General features: G+C 55.3%; 15 protein-coding genes and 1 riboswitch. Of the genes, 9 read left to right on the forward strand and 6 right to left on the reverse strand.

The genetic code is table 11. The features are described from left to right. Window positions 1-322: 322 nt before the first annotated feature. Together hemN and rlmKL are read right to left on the reverse strand one after the other, a co-directional pair. Complete coding sequence (gene hemN / locus HZ297_RS10985; protein WP_178863702.1) at window positions 323-1705, reverse strand: oxygen-independent coproporphyrinogen III oxidase; 1383 nt, start codon at window positions 1703-1705, stop codon at window positions 323-325. A gap of 120 nt (window positions 1706-1825) precedes the next feature. Continuing rightward, window positions 1826-4039: a bifunctional 23S rRNA (guanine(2069)-N(7))-methyltransferase RlmK/23S rRNA (guanine(2445)-N(2))-methyltransferase RlmL gene (gene rlmKL, locus HZ297_RS10990; protein WP_178863703.1), complete on the reverse strand. Its 2214-nt coding sequence runs from the start codon at window positions 4037-4039 to the stop codon at window positions 1826-1828. A 180-nt stretch (window positions 4040-4219) separates the two neighbouring features. Here rlmKL and HZ297_RS10995 point away from each other — a divergent pair, with 180 nt between their 5' ends. Further along, window positions 4220-5485, forward strand: a complete 1266-nt coding sequence (locus HZ297_RS10995) for a lytic murein transglycosylase (protein ID WP_178863704.1) — start codon at window positions 4220-4222, stop codon at window positions 5483-5485. Window positions 5486-5491: 6 nt separating this feature from the next. Next, complete coding sequence (locus HZ297_RS11000) at window positions 5492-5644, forward strand: hypothetical protein (protein WP_178863705.1); 153 nt, start codon at window positions 5492-5494, stop codon at window positions 5642-5644. 60 nt (window positions 5645-5704) lie between these two features. Here the strand turns inward: HZ297_RS11000 and HZ297_RS11005 are convergent, their stop codons facing one another. Then, window positions 5705-7417: a sensor domain-containing diguanylate cyclase gene (locus tag HZ297_RS11005; RefSeq protein WP_178863706.1), complete on the reverse strand. Its 1713-nt coding sequence runs from the start codon at window positions 7415-7417 to the stop codon at window positions 5705-5707. A 248-nt stretch (window positions 7418-7665) separates the two neighbouring features. Beyond that, a riboswitch (TPP riboswitch) is annotated at window positions 7666-7767 on the forward strand. Window positions 7768-7901: 134 nt separating this feature from the next. On the opposite strand from HZ297_RS11005, the gene thiC reads away from it, so the two are divergent. The 7 genes from thiC (at window position 7902) to mepK (ending at window position 15980) form a co-directional block, all read left to right on the forward strand. After that, complete coding sequence (gene thiC, locus HZ297_RS11010) at window positions 7902-9875, forward strand: phosphomethylpyrimidine synthase ThiC (RefSeq protein WP_178863707.1); 1974 nt, start codon at window positions 7902-7904, stop codon at window positions 9873-9875. Between the two features lies 1 nt (window position 9876). After that, complete coding sequence (gene thiO, locus HZ297_RS11015; RefSeq protein ID WP_178863708.1) at window positions 9877-10953, forward strand: glycine oxidase ThiO; 1077 nt, start codon at window positions 9877-9879, stop codon at window positions 10951-10953. Between the two features lie 140 nt (window positions 10954-11093). Next, complete coding sequence (thiS, locus tag HZ297_RS11020) at window positions 11094-11297, forward strand: sulfur carrier protein ThiS (protein ID WP_178863709.1); 204 nt, start codon at window positions 11094-11096, stop codon at window positions 11295-11297. A gap of 3 nt (window positions 11298-11300) precedes the next feature. After that, window positions 11301-12104 (forward strand): thiazole synthase, encoded by an 804-nt coding sequence (locus HZ297_RS11025; RefSeq protein ID WP_178863711.1) that lies wholly within the window; start codon window positions 11301-11303, stop codon window positions 12102-12104. 15 nt (window positions 12105-12119) lie between these two features. Then, window positions 12120-13628: a thiamine phosphate synthase gene (gene thiE / locus HZ297_RS11030; RefSeq protein ID WP_178863713.1), complete on the forward strand. Its 1509-nt coding sequence runs from the start codon at window positions 12120-12122 to the stop codon at window positions 13626-13628. A 99-nt stretch (window positions 13629-13727) separates the two neighbouring features. After that, window positions 13728-15362, forward strand: a complete 1635-nt coding sequence (locus HZ297_RS11035; RefSeq protein WP_178863715.1) for a L,D-transpeptidase family protein — start codon at window positions 13728-13730, stop codon at window positions 15360-15362. Window positions 15363-15413: 51 nt separating this feature from the next. Beyond that, on the forward strand, window positions 15414-15980 hold the full coding sequence (gene mepK / locus HZ297_RS11040) for a peptidoglycan L,D-endopeptidase MepK (RefSeq protein WP_178863717.1): 567 nt from the start codon (window positions 15414-15416) through the stop codon (window positions 15978-15980). Window positions 15981-15983: 3 nt separating this feature from the next. Here mepK and HZ297_RS12185 read toward each other — a convergent pair whose 3' ends face one another. The 3 genes from HZ297_RS12185 to ileS form a co-directional block, all read right to left on the reverse strand. After that, window positions 15984-16850 carry a tetratricopeptide repeat protein gene (locus tag HZ297_RS12185; protein WP_178863719.1) on the reverse strand — a complete coding sequence of 289 codons (867 nt, stop codon included), beginning with the start codon at window positions 16848-16850 and terminating at the stop codon, window positions 15984-15986. A gap of 185 nt (window positions 16851-17035) precedes the next feature. Then, entirely contained in the window at window positions 17036-17560 is a 525-nt protein-coding gene (gene lspA, locus HZ297_RS11050; protein WP_178863721.1) for a signal peptidase II, read from the reverse strand. Further along, window positions 17553-20381: an isoleucine--tRNA ligase gene (gene ileS / locus HZ297_RS11055; protein ID WP_178863723.1), complete on the reverse strand. Its 2829-nt coding sequence runs from the start codon at window positions 20379-20381 to the stop codon at window positions 17553-17555. Before ileS ends, lspA begins: the two co-directional genes overlap by 8 nt. Between the last annotated feature and the right edge of the window lie 20 nt (window positions 20382-20401).

Consider the following 20401-nt stretch of genomic DNA (forward strand, 5'->3'; position numbering starts at 1 on the left):
ATGGCTTCGCACCATTTTTTAATGCCAAGCGTTATTCCCAAAAGAATATAACGAATTTCAGTCCGGCGATTCAGACATTGAACCCGCTGAACTCCCCATTTGCCAGGGATTGCTTCCAAAACAATCCATAGCGCCCGTTTTCCTCATTCTTCTGATCTGTCATTTTTTTGTGAGGATTAGGTTCAGGTTGCTCCGGCCTGAACCTTTTTTTATGCCTTCTGAAAAGGTTCAACCCGGCCTGTTGAGTTTTTTTAGCCGCAAAATTCAGCCAATAAAAAAGGGCGTAAAACGCCCTTCTTTATCTTATTTATCTTACTTGCGCTTATATCACTTTTGAAAAGCGGTTTTCGGTGCCGGCTTTCAGATAGGCGTCAAACACCATGCAGATATTGCGGATCAGCAGACGCCCTTTGGCGGTCACGTAAATGTCCTCGTCGCTCAACGTAATCAGACCGTCTGCCGCCATCGGCGCCAGATTCTGCAACTCCTTGGCGAAATACTCCTTGAAACGGATATTCCACGCCTGATCCAGCTTGGCGAAATTCAGATGGAAATGGCTGATCAAACGGGTGATGACATCGCGGCGCAGTTCGTCGTCTTCGGTCAATTGCACGCCGCGATACACGGCCAGATGCCCGGCATCGATCGCCTCGTAATACTCCTGCAGGCTCTTGCGGTTCTGCGCATAGGTGTTGTCGATCAGCGAGATCGAGGTCGCCCCCATGCCCACCAGATCGCAATCGGCGTGCGTCGAATAGCCCTGAAAGTTGCGGTAGAGGGTTTCATTGCGCTGCGCCACGGCAAGCTCGTCATCCGGCTTGGCAAAGTGATCCATGCCGATATAAACATAACCTGCTTCCAGCAGTCGATTGGTGGAGGCATGCAGAATCGCCAGTTTTTCGTCGGCGCTAGGCATATCCGCTTCGTTCATCTTTTTCTGCGTGGGGAACAGTGCCGGCATGTGCGCGTAATTGAAGATCGAGAAGCGATCCGGTTCGGCTTCCAACACGCGATCCAGGGTTTTGATAAAGCCTTGCTCGGTCTGGAACGGCAGGCCGTAGATCAGATCGACGTTGACCGACATAAACCCGGCTTCGCGCGCGCCTTCCAACACCTCAAACGTCTCTGCCTGCGTCTGGATGCGGTTGACCGCTTTTTGCACCTTTTCGTCGAAATCCTGCACGCCGAGGCTCATGCGATTGAAGCCGAGTTGACGCAGCAGTTTGACCGATTCGCGGTTGGCCTCGCGCGGGTCGATTTCGATCGAGTATTCGCCGGAATCGTCGTCATACAGATTAAAATGCTGACGTGTCTTGTCCATCAACTGGCGCATTTCGTCGTTGTTGATAAAGGTCGGCGTACCGCCGCCCCAATGCAACTGCGCGACCTTGCGGCTGGGATCGAACAGCTTGGACTGCATTTCGATCTCTTTGAACAGACGTTCCAGATAAGGAGTGGTTTTAGAACGGTCGCGTGTCCACACCTTGTTGCAGGCGCAGAAGAAGCAGACCGTATCGCAGAACGGAATATGAAAATACAGCGACAGATCGCGCCCCGAAGCGTTGCTGCGCGCTGCGGCGGCCTCGTAATCGGCCATCCCGAAGCTCTCGTCGAACTGCAAGGCCGTCGGATAAGAGGTATAACGCGGCCCGGTCTGGTTGTAGCGCTTAATCAGGGCTTCATCAAACTGTATTTTCTGTTCCATTGTCAGCATCCATGTTGTTCAGGCCGCCAAGCATAAAGCAAAAACCGGTCGCGGGAGTTAATCTGCCTCAAGTGTCGGCAAATTAGTCCCCCGCGAATGTGTACCCGAAAATGAGTAGCCTTAAGCCTTGATGATTGACCACACCTGATGAATTTTGTCGTTGCGCTCAAAATCCTTGGGCATAGTCTGACGCGTCAGATTGGTGATCTGCAAACCGGCCTGCACCTGCTGCAATCCTGCTTCATCCAACTTGAACTTGCGCAGGTTGTTAGAGAACACCAGCTCACCGCCCGGCTTCAGCAAGCGCAAAGTCTGCTCGATCAGTCCCACATGATCGCGCTGAATATCGAGCGTGCCTTCCATGCGTTTGGAGGTGGAGAACGACGGTGGGTCGAGGAAAATCACATCAAACTGTTCTTTATGCCCTTTCCACGCGGTTTGCAGCCAATCGAGCACATCGGCCTGATGCAAACGGTGCTGCTGCTCGTCGATGCGGTTGTTCATAAAGTTGTGCTTGGCCCAATACAGATAGGTTTTGGACATATCCACGCTCAAGCTGCTCTTGGCGCCGGCCACTGCCGCCTCCGCCGTGGCCGTGGCGGTATAACAGAACAGATTCAGCAAGTGCTTGCCGCTGGCCTGTTTGGCGACATAAGCCCGCACATCGCGGTGATCCAGAAACAGGCCGGTATCCAGATAATCGGTGAAATTCACACGCAGCTTGGCACCGTTTTCCAGCACGGTAAAAAATTGTTTGCTCTCATCCAGCCGCTCATACTGCGAGGTGCCCTTCTGACGCTCGCGCACCTTGTAGATAATATGCTCCAACGGCATCGAAAACACACGCGGCAAGGCGGCCATCGCTTCATACAGACGCTTGCGCGCCTTCTGACGGTCGACCGATTTCGGCGCGGCATATTCGTTGACCACCAGCCAATCGCCGGCCTCTTCGGTATGGTAAAAATCCACCGACAAGGCATATTCCGGCATATCGGCGTCATACACGCGGTAGGCATTCACCTGATGCTGCTGCGCCCATTTCTTGAGGGTTTTGAGGTTTTTCTGCACGCGGTTGGCGAACATCTTCGCCCCCTCGCTCTCCACCAATTCCGGCAGGGCGTTGTGAATCTCCTCCGCCAGATGCAAACCACCTTTGATGGCCGGCTGGCGATGGTAAGCCTCAATGACGTCAAAACGGAACAACTTACATTCCAAGGCGCCGTTGAAGAAACTGTGCGAACGCTTGGCCTTCAACCCCAGATACATGCCCAACTCGTCGTTACAGGTCAGAATTGCCGCCTGCCAGCCGTCGAATTCGGTTTTGAGGTAGTTGCCCAATTCCACATAGAGCGCCTTGACCTCTTCGATCTCGCCCAAACGCTCGCCGTAAGGCGGGTTACAAATCACCAGGCCGGGTGTCCAGTCGCCCCAGCGGCGGCCTTGCGCCACCGCCATCTGCTTGATTTCGATACTGTCGTCGTAACCGGCGTTGGCAATCGCTTCATGGGCAATGTCCAAACTTTTGTGCGACACGTCCGAACCGTAAATCGGCGGCAGATGGCGCAAGCCCTCGGCTTCACGCTCACGCGCCTCAGCAATCAGGTTTTTCCACAAGGCGCGGTCATGCTGCTTCCAGCTTAAAAACGCCATCTGATCGGCTTTTTCCAGCCCCGGCGCCAAATCCGAGGCCATCATCGCGGCTTCGATCAGAAAGGTACCGGAACCGCACATCGGGTCATACAGCGTGCCGCCGGCTTTGGCGATTTCCGGCCAGCCGGCGCGCATCAACAACGCCGCAGCGACGTTCTCTTTCAATGGCGCCTTGACCTGCTGGCCTTCGCGGTAACCGCGCTGGTGCAGGCTGTGGCCGGTCAGATCAAGACTCAATGTCAGTTCATTGCGGTTCAAATGGCCGTGCACACGCAGTTCGGGGTAAGTGGTATCGACACGCGGACGGGTATGAAACTTGTCGCGGAAGTAATCGACGATGCCGTCCTTGATTTTGAGCGCGCCGTAATGGGTATGGTCGATGCCCATGCCTTTACCGGAAAAGGAGACCACAAAGGTGCCGTTGCCTTCCATGTGTTCTTCCCACGGCACTTGGGCCATCGCCGTGGTCAGCTCTTCCTGATTGTCGAGTTTGGTTTCCAACAGCGTAATGTAGATGCGGTTGGCCAGACGCGACCACAGACAGGCGCGGTAAGCCACTTCCAAGCTCCCCTCAAAGCTGACGCCGCGCGGCTGCGCCTTGACATTCTCGGCACCGAAGCTCATCAGCTCTTCGCGCAAAATCTCACTCAACCCACCCGGCGCGGTGGCAAAACATTTCAACATAATTCTATCCATTTACAGTCAAGGGGCCGGCTCCCATTTTCCCTAAAAATTCGGTACTTAAATGTATGGAGAACAGGCGTTTTTAATAAGCGCATTTTACTTGTTTTACTGGTCTCTCATTCAAGTTTCTGTAAAATAGGATGTCCGATTAGAAACCGCACGGCCGTGGTAAAAACCGCAATGACGTTCCCGATTCCTCCATCCCTATCTCGTCTGTTACGCCACTGGTCGGGCGCGCTTTTGCTTGCCGCGCTTTTGCTTGCCGCGCTTTGGCCTGCATTCTATGCAGGCTCGGCGATGGCGCAGGATGACGCCGAATTCCAGAGCTGGGTTCAACAATTCAAACAGCAGGCGGAAACTCAAGGCATCTCCAAAACCACGCTGGAGCGGGCTTTTGCCGACGTTCATCTGAATGAAAAGGTGCTGGAACTGGATCGCCGCCAACCGGAATTTACCCGAACTTTCTGGCAGTATTTCCAAAGCGCGGTGACCGAATGGCGCATTCAGCGCGCCGCAATGCTCTATCGCAAACACCGCAGACTGCTCGATCAGGTCACCAAACAATACGGCGTTCCGGGGCGTTTTCTGGTCGCTTTCTGGGGCATGGAAACCAATTTCGGCGGCTACACCGGCAATATCCCGATTATCGAGTCGCTCGCCACCCTGGCCTACGACCCGCGCCGCAGCGACTTCTTTAGCAACGAACTGCTGGAAGCGCTGAAAATTCTCGATCAGGGCAATATTTCCCTGCAAGACATGAAAGGTTCCTGGGCAGGCGCGATGGGACAGTGCCAGTTCATGCCGTCCAACTATATGCGCTATGCGGTGGACGGCGACGGCGACGGCAAAAAAGACCTGTGGAACAGCCTGGAAGACGTATTCTTCTCCGCCGGCCATTTTCTGGCCGAACTGGGCTGGCAGCGTGAGGAGAACTGGGGACGCGAGGTGCATCTGCCCAAAGGATTCGACTATGCGCTGGCCGACGGCCAAACCGAACGCTCCTTGCAGGAGTGGGCGCAACTGGGCATCCAACTCGCCGATGGCCGCGCCCTGCCGCAAGAGAGCATGAATGCCAAACTATTGCTGCCTTCTGATTATCGCGGGCCGGCGTTTCTGGTGTACGCCAATTTTGACGTCATCAAGCGCTGGAACAACTCCAATAACTACGCTTTGGGTGTCGCCCATCTCGCCGACCGCATCATCGGGCGCACCACCTTGAGCAAAGAGCGCCCCGACGATGACGAAGCCATGAGCCTTGCGGATATGCAGGCCCTGCAGGATCACCTCAACTGGCTCGGCTACGACGCCGGCAAACCCGACGGCATCGCCGGCAGCCGCACCCGCAACGCGCTGCGCGCCTTCCAGAAAGACCAGCGCCTGCCGGCTGACGGCTTCCCATCAGCCGCCATGCTTAAACGCTTGGAACAGGTGCGAACTCCTTCGTAAATCGCCATGAAAAAGCCTGCCACGCCCCCCAAACCGACTGATGACCATAGCCAACCGGCGGCCTTCCTGTTCTGGAAAACCCAAAGCCGCTTAGCCAGACTCGCCTTGCGGTTGCAGCATCTGCTTCACCTCAAACGCCTGAACCGCAAAGAGCGATAACCCGGCCTGTTGGGTTTTTAAAAGCCTTTTCAGAAATGCTCAAACCACAAACTTAGGCGGCTATTCACTTTCCACGCGGTTACGTCCCCCCGCTTTGGCACGATAAAGCGCGTCATCGGCGCGCATCAACAGTTCATCCAGGGTAGTGTCAGTGGGCCAAAGCGTGCTCACGCCGATACTCACCGTTATCGTCAGCGGCGATTCGGAATCGGCCAACGCCAGCTCCATTTGCGCAATCTGTACCTTGAGGCGTTCGGCCGTGGTCAGCGCCTCGGACAAAGACTGTTCCGGCAACAACACCACAAACTCCTCGCCGCCGAAACGCGCCACCAAATCCTCGCGACGCAGTTCGCGCTTGAGTGTTTCTGCAAACGCCACCAGCGCTTTGTCGCCCACCGCATGTCCGTAACGGTCGTTAATGGCTTTGAAATGGTCAAGATCCAACATCAAGCAGGCCAGCGGGCGTGCATAGCGCCGGGTGCGTTCGAGTTCTGTATGCGCCAATTCAAAAAAGTAACGGCGGTTGAGCAAGCCCGTTAAATAATCGGTGGTGGCGGAGGTGAAGAGTTGCGCATTGGCAGCCTCCAGCGCCAGGCGGTGTTCGCGTTCTTGATAGTTTTGTATGAACATGATCAACAGAAAGAGCAGCACTTGCATGGTCAAGGCCAGGCTCATGCTGTTGTCTGTCCAGAAATTAATGGGAACAAACCCTTGTATCACGCCAATGCGCACCATGAGTGCAAACACAGTCACCGCAAATACCAGCACGTACACTTTGGCGAGCGGCTCTTTGCGCCAAAGCCTAACGGCAGTGAACAGCAGGCCCAACATGATAAAAAACGCTACCAGATGCGTGACGGGCAGTGACCAGCGATATTGCCCCATAACCACCGACACCACCGCCCAGCCCACCACCAAGCTGGTGGCGATGAACTGTGCGTAAAATAGCTTTTTGTAATAGTGCTTCAATTTGAGCAACTCATTACTGAGCAACACCAGAAAGAACAGCGCGAAGGCCTGCGCCAGCGTGCCAATCGCATCGCCAAAGCGCGCCGGCCAAAATACGGTCGTCCAGCCGTGGACAAACATCATGATGAAACTGATGGCGGCGGTAAATCCGGCAAAAAACAGAAAGCCTTTGGCTCTGAAAATAAACAGCTGCAACAGGGCAAACAGCAGCGCAAGCAAAATCAGCGCGCCGACAAATGCCGAAACCAACAGCATGGTTTGTTCGTGCTGCTGGTATGCCTGTTCGCTGATCAAATCCATTGACACATTCAGGGTATTTTGCGACGCAAAACGGATCAGAAACGTTTGCGGGTTTAACGGATCGGAGGAAAGCAAACTCAGCGGAATAGTCGGCAAACGCGCGGTTTGCTGGTGTTGGCCTTGTACTTGATCGCCGCCCTGCCAGTGTATCAGTTGGTGATTTGCATCTTGCCAGTAGGCGTCAATCCGGTCATGGTAGGGCACATTCATCCGCAGCAGCCAGTTTTGCGGAGCCTTAAGACACGCCGGCGGCGCACTCACATCGAGCTTGACCCAGATAGCCGAACGGGTCGAACCATACGAAAAGCTGCTTTTAACCGCTTCGAACGGTTGCTGTATCGCATCGCTATAGCCGGCCGATGCGGTGGCATCGATCCACACGCTGACCTTGCCGGCAAGCTCTATCTTTGACGGACAGCTTGCCTGGCCCGTCCAAGACTGGGCAGCGACCATCCATAACAACACTCCGCCAACAAAGTACAACCACCCTCTCTTCAGCAGCATGAATCAACCTCTAACAATGACGATTCTTTGTCTTCAAAGACAAATCCGATTTGGCCGAGCAGATACAGCATTTTCTGCAAGAACGCGGTGATTGCGCACCCTGTACAAAGACCCTGACCGAAAATTCAACGGTAAAGCGTGCATTTTAACCCGTTGTAATAGAAGAAAAACGCAATTTATCGTCCGCAACGGTTGGGGTGCTTCGCATTTTCCTGTCATTTCAGTTATACTCATGCACGTTTAATTTTTTTAAATTGTCGGAGTGCCTAGACTAGGCTGAGATCGCGCAAGCGGGATCCGTAGAACCTGATCTGGATAATACCAGCGAAGGGAACAATCAGACATACGCCCATTCCATCCCTTGGAATCTTTGTAAACCGCGCCGTTTCAAAACTCAACAGGCCGGGTACCACGCAACTGTCTGCTCTACCGAAGTTCTATAGTCTAATGCGCTTCGCCTTAATCGTTACGAAAAGGCAAAGCCATGAGTTCATCTAATACCGCAACCAACATCAATCAAAGCAAAGGCCGCCGCGAGCGCCGCGCCGAAGCCGAAGCGTTTATCCAGAACGTTTCCGGACAGTCTTTCCCCAACTCCCAGAAAGTCTATGTGGACGGCGCCATCCACCCGATCAAAGTCGGCATGCGCGAAATCACCCTGAGCGACACCTATGTTTCCGGCCCGGAAGACAATCCGGTGATGGAAAAGAACGAACCGGTCTGCGTGTACGACACCTCCGGCCCTTACACCGACCCGAACGTCACCATCGACGTTTACAAAGGCTTGCCGAAACTGCGCGCCGCCTGGATCGAAGCGCGCGGCGATACCGAAGTGCTGAACTCGGTCACCTCCAAATTCACCCAGGAACGTCTGGCGAATGAAGGCTTGGACCACATCCGTTTCGAAAACCTGCCGCCGGTGCGCCGCGCCAAAGCCGGACAAAACGTCACCCAGATGCACTATGCGCGTCAGGGCATTATCACGCCGGAGATGGAATACATCGCCATCCGCGAGAACATGAAACGCGCCGAAGTGCGCAGCGAAATGATCAAACAGCAGCATCCGGGCATGTCGTTCGGCGCCAGCATCCCGAAAGAGATCACCCCCGAATTCGTGCGTGACGAAGTGGCACGCGGCCGCGCGGTCATCCCATGCAATATCAACCACCCGGAATCCGAGCCGATGATTATCGGCCGCAACTTCCTCATCAAGGTCAACGCCAATATCGGCAACTCGTCGGTCGGCTCGTCGATCGCCGAAGAGGTCGAAAAACTGGTGTGGGCCACCAAATGGGGCGCGGATACGGTGATGGATTTGTCCACCGGCCGCAATATCCACGAAACCCGCGAATGGATCATGCGCAACTCGCCGGTGCCGATCGGCACCGTACCGATCTATCAGGCGTTGGAAAAGGTCAACGGCATCGCCGAAGACCTGACGTGGGAAATCTTCCGCGATACCCTGATCGAACAGGCCGAACAGGGCGTTGACTACTTCACCATCCACGCCGGCGTGTTGCTGCGTTACATCCCGATGACCGCCAAGCGCGTCACCGGCATCGTCTCGCGCGGCGGTTCGATTATGGCCAAATGGTGTCTGGCACACCATCAGGAAAACTTCCTCTACACCCATTTCGAGGAAATCTGTGAAATCATGAAAGCCTACGACGTCAGCTTCTCGCTGGGCGACGGCCTGCGTCCGGGCTCGATTGCCGACGCCAACGACGAAGCGCAGTTCTCCGAACTGGAAACGCTGGGCGAACTGACGCAAATCGCTTGGAAACACGACGTTCAGGTGATTATCGAAGGCCCGGGTCATATTCCGTTGCACATGATCAAGGAAAACGTCGAGAAGCAGCTGGAAGTCTGCGGCGAAGCGCCCTTCTACACCTTGGGGCCATTGACCACGGACATCGCGCCGGGTTACGACCACATCACCTCCGGCATCGGCGCGGCCAATATCGGCTGGTACGGTTGCGCCATGCTGTGTTATGTCACGCCAAAAGAGCACTTGGGATTGCCAAACAAGGACGACGTGAAAGAAGGCTTGATGGCCTACAAAATCGCCGCCCACGCCGGTGACTTGGCGAAAGGCCATCCGGGCGCGCAAATCCGCGACAACGCGTTGTCAAAAGCACGTTTCGAGTTCCGTTGGGTGGATCAGTTCAATTTGGGTCTCGATCCGGAGCGCGCACGTGAATACCACGACGACACCATTCCGCAGGAATCCGGCAAGGTGGCGCACTTCTGCTCGATGTGCGGGCCTAAATTCTGTTCCATGAAGATTTCGCAGGAAGTCCGCGACTACGCCGCCGAACAGGAAGCAGCCGCCAACGCCGGACAGATTACCGAAATCACGTTGGAAGAGATCAAGGAAGGCATGAAACAGAAGTCGGCGGAATTCATCCAGGCCGGCAGCGAGATTTATCAACCTGAAACGCGCCAGAAAGAAGCCTGAAATGAACATCGGAATTCTGGGCGCCGGTCTCATCGGTCGCCTGACGGCGTTGCAACTCAGCAACGACCATCAGGTGACGCTGTTTGATGCCGACGACGAACAAGCCACGCAAAGCGCCGCTTATCTGGCGGCGGCGATGCTGGCGCCGATTGCCGAATCGGTGGAAACCTCGCACACCTTGATGCAGATGGGGCAGCGCAGCCAGCTATTATGGCCGCAGCTGCTCGCGCAACTCAATGCGCCGGTGTTTTTTCAACAGGCCGGGTCGCTGATTCTCGCTTTCGAGCAGGACAGCGGCAACCTGCAGGACTTTGCCCGCCACCTCAAAGGCATCGAAGGCGAGGATTTCATGCGCATCGACAGCACGCGTCTGGCCGAGCTGGAGCCCGAACTGGCGGCACAGAGCAAGCCGTTCAAGCATTTGCTCTATCTGCCACACGAAGGCCAGCTCGATAACCGCCAGCTGTTAAAGGCGCTGCAAAGCACCTTGCAAGCGCGCGGCGTGACCTGGCATGCGCAAACCCCCGCGGAAATCCGCGATGGACAAGTGTGGGCGAACGGTCAACTGCACGCTTTCGACCGGATTATCGACTGCCGCGGCCTCGGCGGCAAAACGCAGATTCCATCGCCAAGCCGTTTACGCGGCGTGCGCGGTGAAGTGTTGCGGCTTTACGCGCCGGAAGTCATTTTAAACAGGCCGGTTCGGCTAATGCATCCGCGTTATCCGATCTATATCGCCCCCAAAGAAAACCACCATTTTGTGGTGGGGGCCACGCAGATCGAATCGGAAGACAGCCGCGAGCCGACGGTGCGTTCGGCGTTGGAGCTTCTGTCGGCCTGTTTCAGCGTGCATAAGGGCTTTGCCGAAGCGGAGATTTTACAGATCGCCTCCGGCCTGCGTCCGGCGCTGGGCGACAACGAGCCGAAAATCTGGGTGAACAACAAGGTCATCCAGATCAACGGCCTGTTCCGCCACGGCTATCTGCTCGCCCCAGTCATGGTCGAACAATGCGTGGCACTGGTCAACGGCAAAACCGACGACCTGCCCCAGTATCCAAACTTAATCGAAACACTTTAAATAAGAAAACTGATTCACCACAGAGGCACAGAGGCACAGAGAGTTGAATGGCCGGCATCTGACTCTTTAAGCCAAGCATGACGTGCAGTTCAAGATACTCTGTGTCTCTGTGTCTCTGTGGTGAAAACTAAGAACATACTATGAACATCACCATCCATATCAACGATCAACCAATGGACATAAAAACCGGCAGCAGCTTGCTCGATGCCGTGATGGCCTTCGGTGCTACGCCGCCGTTTGCGCTGTTATTGAACCAGAACTTTGTTCCCGCGTCGGAACACGCGAACACCGCCGTGCAAGAAAACGACCGCATCGAAGTCATTTCCGCCATTCAAGGAGGCTAACGCATGTCAGCAGCAAAACCTTTAAACATCTACGGCACGGAACTCAATAGCCGCCTGCTGGTCGGCAGCGCGCTCTATCCGTCGCCACAAGTCATGCAGGACTCCATCAAGGCCTCCGGCGCGCAAATCGTGACCCTGTCGCTGAGCCGCCAGAACCCGCAGGCCAACGGCGGCGCCAGCTTCTGGGAGATGATTCAGTCGCTGGGTCTGCATCTACTGCCCAACACCGCCGGTTGCCATTCCAGCAAAGAGGCGGTGAACATGGCGAAAATGAGCCGCGAACTTTTCCAGACCGACTGGGTCAAGCTGGAACTGGTCGGCGACGACTACAATCTGCAGCCCGATCCGATCGAACTGGTCAAGACCACCGAAATCCTCTTGAACGACGGCTTCAAGGTGCTGCCCTACTGCACCGACGACCTGGTCATCGCCCGCCACCTGATCGAGCTTGGCTGTAAAGTCATTATGCCGTGGGGCTCGCCGATCGGCACCGGCAAGGGGCTGCTAAACCCTTACGCGTTGCAGGCCATCCGCGACCGCTTCCCGGAAGTCACCCTGATTGTCGACTCCGGCATCGGCAAACCGTCGCACGCCATTCAGGCGTTAGAGATGGGCGTGGATGCGATTCTGCTGAACACCGCCATCGCCCACGCCCACCAACCGGTGAAAATGGCGCAGGCCTTCGCCAAGGCGATCGAAGCCGGTCGCTTGGCGTACGAAGCGGGGCCGATGTCTGAGCGCTCCACAGCGAGCCCGAGCACGCCGACGTTGGATCAGCCTTTCTGGCATCAGGTCAATGTGGGATAAAACGTGGGAAACGCGATGATCAAAAACAAAAAACGCCCGATTCTCTGGACGATTGCCGGCTCCGACTGCAGCGGTGGTGCCGGCATTCAGGCCGACGTCAAAACCGGCCATGCCCTCGGCATGGAAGTCTGTACGCTGATGACCGCCAATACGGTGCAGAACTCGCAGAAACTGGTCAGTGTTAACCCCGTGCCGGTTGAATTGTTGCAACAGCAAGTGGAAACCCTGCTGTCGGATAAACCGCCAGCGGCCATCAAAATCGGCATGTTGGCCAATAACGCCCAGCTGGACTGGCTGGTGAAAACCCTTAAAAGACTCAAACGACAACATCCCGATCTGGTGGTGGTCTGCGACCCGGTTATGAAAGCCAGCGTCGGCCAACACCTGATGGTCGAATCCCTGGCGGGGATGCTCTATGAAGACCTGCTGCAACTGGTCGACGTGGTCACCCCCAATCACTGCGAAGCGGCCGGCTTGGCGAGCGACTTCAATGAATCAAGTCCACCCTCGCAATGGGCAGCCGCCATGATCGATAAAGGCTGTCCTGCGGTGTTGATTACCGGGGGGCATTGCGAATCCGCCGATACCGTGACCGACGAGCTTTTTTGGGCGGAACACCATCTGGCATTGCATTCGCCGCGCGCACAGACAGGTTACGGCCACGGCAGCGGCTGCAGCTTATCCACCGCACTGGCCAGTTTTCTGGCGCAGGGCACTCTGCTGCGCGACGCCTTTATTCAGGCGCAAGCCTTTATGAATAAGGCGTTTGCGCTGTGCCCGCAGGATTATTCGTATTACGGCGCGGTGATTCAGCCGACCTGGCCTGTTGAAAAGTCTTTTTATCCACAGGTTGTTATGAATGACGCCATGCACGCGGTGGCCGAAGCGGGTTTTCCCGAATTGGGCGTCCAAAAACTCGGGTTGTATCCGGTGGTGGATTCGGTTGAATGGCTAAAACGCTTGATGCCGCTCGGCTTGCAGATTATTCAACTTCGCCTTAAAAACCAAACCGAAGACGAATTGCGCGATGCCATTCAACAGGCGGTTGAGCTTGCCAGACAGCACCCGCAATGCCGTCTGTTTATCAACGACCACTGGCAACTGGCGATCGAATACGGCGCTTACGGCGTGCATCTCGGGCAGGAGGATTTGCAGGCGCTTTGCAAAGCGGAACTACAGACCATCCAGCAATCCGGCATCCGTTTGGGCATCAGCACGCACGGCGCTTACGAGTTTGTATTGTCGCAGCAGATCAAGCCGAGTTATCTTGCCATCGGCGCGATTTTCCCGACGCGCACCAAAGACATGACCGGGCAGATTCAAGGAGTGGATAATTTGCGCCATCTGCTGACACTGCGCGACGCGCGCAACACACCAATCGTCGCCATCGGCGGCATTACGCTGGAGAATGCCGACAGCGTCATCGCCACCGGCGTCGACAGTATTGCCGTGGTGACGGCCATTACCGAAGCGGATGATTATCAAACCGCAGTAAGCGGCTTTCAGTCGAGGTTAAACGCCTAATCCCGCCTATCAATCAGGCGCTCTCCATTTAACAATGCAAACATGGCATTGACGTGGCTTTGCTATAATCAATCAAAGCGTACGACCTTGGAGGTCGCCATGACATGGCTGCTACATTCATTGCTTTTCTGCTGCGCCCTGCTGCTACAGATTCCGGCACAGGCGGCGTCAACGGAGATGCCTTTGAGCCTGGAGGCGATTCTGGCTCGCTCCGATGCCATGCCATCCCCCAGCCCATTTGCCCATCCACAAGCATTGCGTGCCTTTTATCGGGCATGCCACTACCAGCCTGTCTGGCAGGCGCCGGCCATTGAAGCCCTGTTAAACAGCCTTGACCAGCTTGAAGCCGACGGCCTCAACCCCGACAACCCACGCTACCATCGAACCGAATTGCGCGCCCTATTGGGCAAAGACACTTTAACGCCCAACGAGGAACTCCTTCTCAGCGACGCTTTTTTGGCGGCCGCGTACGACCTGTTCTATGGCGTGGCGTTTGCGAGTGATGCCAATACCGTCTTCTACGAGAGCGGCAAAAAATCGCTGGATTTGGGCAAAACCCTGCAAACGGCGCTTGAACAGGACAATATCACCTCCACACTGGCGGGTTTGCCCCCCAAGCATGGCTACTATCAAAACCTCAAAAAGGCATTGCAGCGCTACCGTGCGTATGCGCAAGAAACCTCCTGGCACCACAATCCTGAAGACTATGCCGACCGCAATCTAGTCAGAGAGCGTCTGTTGATCACCGGCGACTATCCAAGCGATTGCCTGCAACAACAGCTGCGCTTGGACAACCCTCCTTCAGATTGGTGTTGGGATGCGAATTCTGCCGAGAAGGATGCCATGCTGGAACCCTCCATCAGACGTTTCCAGCAACGCCATGGTTTGCTGGTGGACGGCATCGTCGGCAAGCGGACCCGCAACGCCTTGGCGCAAAGCGCCGTAGAGTTGGTTGAACGGATCGAACTGAATCTGGAACGCTGGCGCTGGTATCGTACTTTGCCGGAGCGTTATCTGCTGGTGAACATTCCCGATTACACCTTGACGCTGATGCAGGATGCTTCCCCTTTAAACATGAAAGTCGTCGTCGGCAAGCAGAAACGCCCCACCCCGCTGATGGAGGACCAGATGGCCTATCTGGTGCTAAACCCCTACTGGCGCATTCCCAAAACCATCTTGCTGGAGGACGTATTGCCCAAACTTAAGTCCGGCAATCCCTATCTGCAACGCAACCAAATCTCGGTGTTCAGCAGTGGCGACACCAAAGAACAGCAGCCGCTGAACGCGGAGTCGATCAACTGGCAGGCGATCGACGGCAACCAAATCCTCAACTATGTGTTTCGTCAGGAACCCGGCGAGAAAAATCCGCTCGGCAGGATCAAATTCATCTTTCCCAACAGCCAGGACATCTATATCCATGACACCTCCGAGCAGCATCTGTTCAAAAACAGCACCCTGATGGCCAGTTCAGGCTGCATCCGCGCCGAAAACGCGTTGCAACTGGCAACACAACTGCTCGCTTTTGAGAATCCGGAGATGGACAGCGTACAGCTGCAGGAGATGATTCAATCCGGAGAACAGCAGATTATCTGGCTGGAGCACAAAGTGCCGGTATTGGTTACCTATCAAACCGCTTGGGCGGATGACAGCGGACAGCTGTTCCTGCGTCCGGACATCTACGAACTTGACGATAAGTTATTATCAGCCATAGAAAAACTTGAAATACGGCCATAGCGTTCTTATCTTATAATGCAACGAAGAGAGTAGAAGCAAAAGGATGATGTTATGAGTCTTAAACATGCCGAACACAACCCGATCAACCGCAGAACATTTCTGAAACTGGGCATTGCCGGCGCAACTGCGGCCACGCTCGTGCCGAGTTCGGTATTTGCCAAATCGGTTGAAGAGCGGCATCGCAGCATCGCCCTGTACAACCTGCATACCGGCGAATCCATCAAAACCACCTATTGGGAAGATGGCGTTTACCATGCCGAAGCGTTGCAGGAACTCAATCAGCTGCTGCGCGACCACCGCAACAATGAACTGCACGCTATCGACATGAAGCTGTTTGATTTATTGCATAAAATCCAGCAACGCAGCGGCAGTAAAAAAGCCTTTCACGTGATTTCCGGCTACCGTTCGCCGCAAACCAACGCCCTGCTGCACAACACCACCCATGGCGTCGCGACAAAAAGCCTGCATATGCAGGGCAAAGCCATCGACATCCGCCTGCCCGGCTTCCAGCTCGAAGACCTCAGAAAAGTCGCGATGCGTGAAAAAGTCGGCGGGGTCGGTTTTTATCCCAAATCCAATTTCGTGCATGTCGATACCGGCCGCGTGCGTTACTGGTAATGATTACGCTACGGCGTTCCCCAAACGTAAACGATATTGCTGCACCAGATCGGGTTCGCTCGTCGCCAACATCGCAAACAGGTTCACAATCATCTCGCGCGCCGCACCTTCCTTGTAGGTCGGTTCCTGCTCGAAAATAGCAAACAGACACTCCAGTGCGCCCTGATAATCAAATTCCGCCACCAAGCAGACCGCCAAATCGAAATAGGCATCAAAATCCAACGGATTCTGATCCAATCGTGCCAGTAGCGCCTGCTTGCCGGGGGTTTTCGCCGCCAAGTCCTTGAAGGTGATCTGCCCGATCAGCGCCTTGCCGGTATCGCTGCCGCGATCCTTTTCCGGCAAACGGTTAAACAGCGATTTCGCCTGTTCCAATTCGCCGATATCCAGCATCACCTGCACCATATCCATCGCCACGCGGGTATTGCCCGGGTCGCTCTGAATGGCCTGCGTCAGCAGTTGAATCGCACCGGCAATATCGCCCGCCAAATGCTTGTGACGCGCCTGCTCGCGCATCTCCTCCGATGGTCGCGAAATACCGAGGCTTTTCAGCATCTCCGCTATCTCGTCCTTTTGCATCAGGCCTTCTTCGCTGCGCACCACATTCGTATCCTTGAATACTTTCAGCGTCGGAATGTTTTTAATCTGATACTGCTCGACCAGTTCGGGCTGTTCGTCTATGTCCACCTTGGCAAAAATAAACTGCCCCTTAAAATCCTCGGCAAATTCAGTCAACTGATTTTCCAGTGCAATGCTCGGACCGGAATAGACCCCCATAAACTCCACAATGACCGGCAGCTTATAGGAGTTCATCAACACCAACTCATTGAATCGTTTGGCATTTACTTCAAACACATATGGATTATTCACACTTTTCCCTTACTTAAGTGGTTTAGGACATTATAAGGAGGATCGCAATAAAGGTAATTTGGATTTGTTAGGGTCAATATAAGCATCTGTTAATGAACTGCAACAAAACGCCAAAATCCGGGCATAAAAAAACCAGCAGGCCGGGTGTCGGCAATGCTGGTTCCATGATGACGTCCGCGCCGGGCTTACTGGGCGTTCTGTCGTGCTTTTTCCGCTCGCGGCTTTAAAATCAGCTCGCTTAAAATCAACAGGCCGGCTCCCACGGTAATGGCGATATCGGCGACGTTAAAGGTGGCGTAATGCCATGCGCCGATGTAGAAATCCACAAAATCGGTCACACGGCCTTCCACCACGCGGTCAATCAGATTACCGAGCGCGCCGCCGAGAACCAGATTGATGCCCCAGGTTTCCACCGTCAGACGATTCGGCAGCTTTTTCAACCAGGCAATCAGAATCGCACTCACCACCAGCGCCAATCCGCTGAAAAACCAGCGCTGCCAACCGCCCATCTCCGCCAAGAAACTAAAGGCAGCACCGTAGTTGTAGACCAGCGTCCAGTTCAGATGCGGCAGCACCGCCAGCGGTTCGCCCAGCGTCAGACTGCCCACCGCCCAGACTTTGCTCAACTGGTCGATGACAATCACCGCCAGCGCCAACCACAGGGTACGCATGGCCGTCTGACGCATGGTACGGTCGATGCGGTTAGGCATAGTGACGCACCTCACCCTCACCGGCGACGTTGTCGATACAACGCTGGCACAGTTCAGGATGTTCGGCATTATGCCCGACCTCTTCGCGGTGGTGCCAGCAGCGCGCGCACTTCGGTTTTTCGGTGGCATTGGCGGCGATCCACAGCCCTTTCATTTCCGATTCCACCGCATTGCCGGCTTTCTCGCCCAGCGGTTTGACGGCGGCATAAGAGGTAATCAACACAAAACGCAACTCATCATCCAGCGCATGAATCGCATCGTAAAGCTCGCCTTCGCAATACAAGGTCACTTCGGCGGTCAGCGAACCCTTGATCACCTTGTCGTTACGCAGCTGTTCCAACTGCTTGGCCACCGCCGAGCGCACCTCCATCATGCGTTCCCAGTAGGCCGAGTTCATCGCAGTCGACTCGTCAAGTGCCGTTAAGCCCTGATACCATTCGGCCACAAACACCGTCGGCGCACGCTCGCCCGGCAGCGCCTGCCAGATTTCTTCGGCAGTGAAGCTCAGAATCGGCGCCATCCAGCGCGTCATCGCCTCGACGATATGGTACATCGCCGTCTGTGCCGAGCGGCGCGCCAGCCCATCGGTCTTACAGGTGTACTGACGGTCTTTGATGACATCCAGATAGAACGAACCCAGCTCCACCGAGCAGAAATGCGTCACCGCCTGCGAAATCGCATGGAAGTTGTAGCTCTCATAGGCTTCGATAATCTCCTGCTGCAACTTGGCCGCATGGCCGACCGCCCATTTGTCCAGCGGCAACAGGTCTTCATACGCCACCGCATCGGCCAGCGGATTAAAACCATTGATGTTAGCCAGCAGGAAGCGCGCGGTGTTGCGCACACGGCGATACGCATCGGCGGTACGGCTGATGATCTCATCGGAGACCGTCATCTCATAACGGTAATCGGCCTGCGCGATCCACAGACGCAGAATATCCGCGCCGTATTTATTGGCGATTTCCTGCGGCGCGACCACATTGCCTTTGGACTTGGACATCTTCTTGCCGTCCTTGTCCACGGTAAAGCCGTGCGTCAGCACCTGCTTGTAAGGCGCATGATCACCCGTCGCCAATGCAGTCAGCAGTGACGACTGGAACCAGCCGCGGTGCTGGTCGGAACCTTCCAGATACAAATCGGCAGGTGAATACAATTCGTCGCGCTGATCCAGAACCGTATAGTGAGAAATTCCCGAATCGAACCAGACATCCAGGATGTCCTGCACCTTCTCGTAATCGCTGGCTTCATCACCCAACAACGTCGCCGCATCCAGGTCATACCAGGCGTCGATGGAGTTCTGTTCCACCAGTTTGGCGACGGCTTCCATCAACTCCACGGTGCGCGGATGCATCTCGCCAGTGACCTTATGCACGAAAATCGTAATCGGCACACCCCAGAAACGCTGGCGCGAAATACACCAGTCCGGACGCCCGTCGATCATGCCTTCGATACGGTTTTGACCCCATTCCGGAATCCACTGCACTTTTTTGATTTCGCCCATCGCTTTTTCGCGCAGGCCGGCTTCGGTCATGGAGATAAACCATTGCGGCGTGGCACGGAAAATCAGCGGCGTCTTGGTACGCCAGCAGTGCGGGTAACTATGCTCAATCACTTCAATATGCAACAGTGCCTGGTGCTCTTTCAACACCTCGATCACATGGTCGTCGGCTTTAAGCACGTTTTCGCCTTCAAAAATCGGCGTGCCGGCCACATAGTTGCCGGAACCGTCCACCGGGCAATCAACCTCCAGATCGTATTTCAGACCGACCGCAAAGTCTTCCTGACCGTGACCCGGCGCGGTATGCACACAGCCGGTACCGGCGTCGGTGGTGACGTGCTCACCCAGAATCAGCGGCACAATGCGCTCATAGAACGGATGACGCAGACGAATCAGCTCAAACTGCTCGCCGCGGCCGTAAGCCACCACGTTGTATTTGTCGAAGCCCCAACGCGCCATGGCATCCTTGACCATCGCTTCGGCCAGAAACAGACGCTCAGGCCCGTGCTCGCCTTCCACCTGCACCAGTGCATATTCCAGCTCGGGATTGATCGAAACCGCCTGGTTGGCCGGCAGCGTCCAAGGCGTCGTGGTCCAGATCACTACCGAAATCGGGCCTTCGCCCGTGTGGTTTTCCACATGATGGCAGCGTTTGAAGAACGCTTCTTCATCCACGACCTTGAAACGCACGTCGATCGACTTGGAACGCTTCATCTCGTATTCCACTTCGGCTTCCGCCAAGGCCGAATGCCCGCCCACCGACCAGTAAACCGGCTTGGTGCCCTTCACCAGATGGCCGTTCTCGATGATCTTCGCCAAAGCGCGGATTTCGTTGGCCTCGAATTTGAAATCTTTGGTCAGATACGGATTTTCCCAATCCGCCATGACACCCAGACGCTGGAAATCGGCCATCTGCCCTTCGACCTGCTCCTGCGCATAGTCGCGGCACGCCTGACGGAAATCGGTGGCATTGATCTTCTGCCCGACCTTGCCTTTCTGTTTTTCCACATTCAACTCGATCGGCAAACCGTGGCAGTCCCAACCCGGCACAAACGGCGCATCAAAACCGCTCAATCCCTTGGACTTGACGATCATGTCTTTCAACACCTTGTTCACGGCGTGGCCGATGTGAATGTTACCGTTGGCGTACGGCGGGCCGTCGTGCAGAATGAATTTAGGACGACCGGCCATGTGTTCGCGTACGGTCTTGTACAGATTCATCTGCTGCCAGGCAGCGACCTGCTCGGGCTCACGGCTCGGCAGATTGCCGCGCATCGGGAAATCGGTTTCAGGAAGGTTCAGGGTCGGTTTGTAATCTGTCATGATTTCGCTTCTTTGTTAAT

This window comes from Thiomicrorhabdus cannonii (assembly GCF_013391695.1).
GTDB lineage: Bacteria > Pseudomonadota > Gammaproteobacteria > Thiomicrospirales > Thiomicrospiraceae > Thiomicrorhabdus > Thiomicrorhabdus cannonii.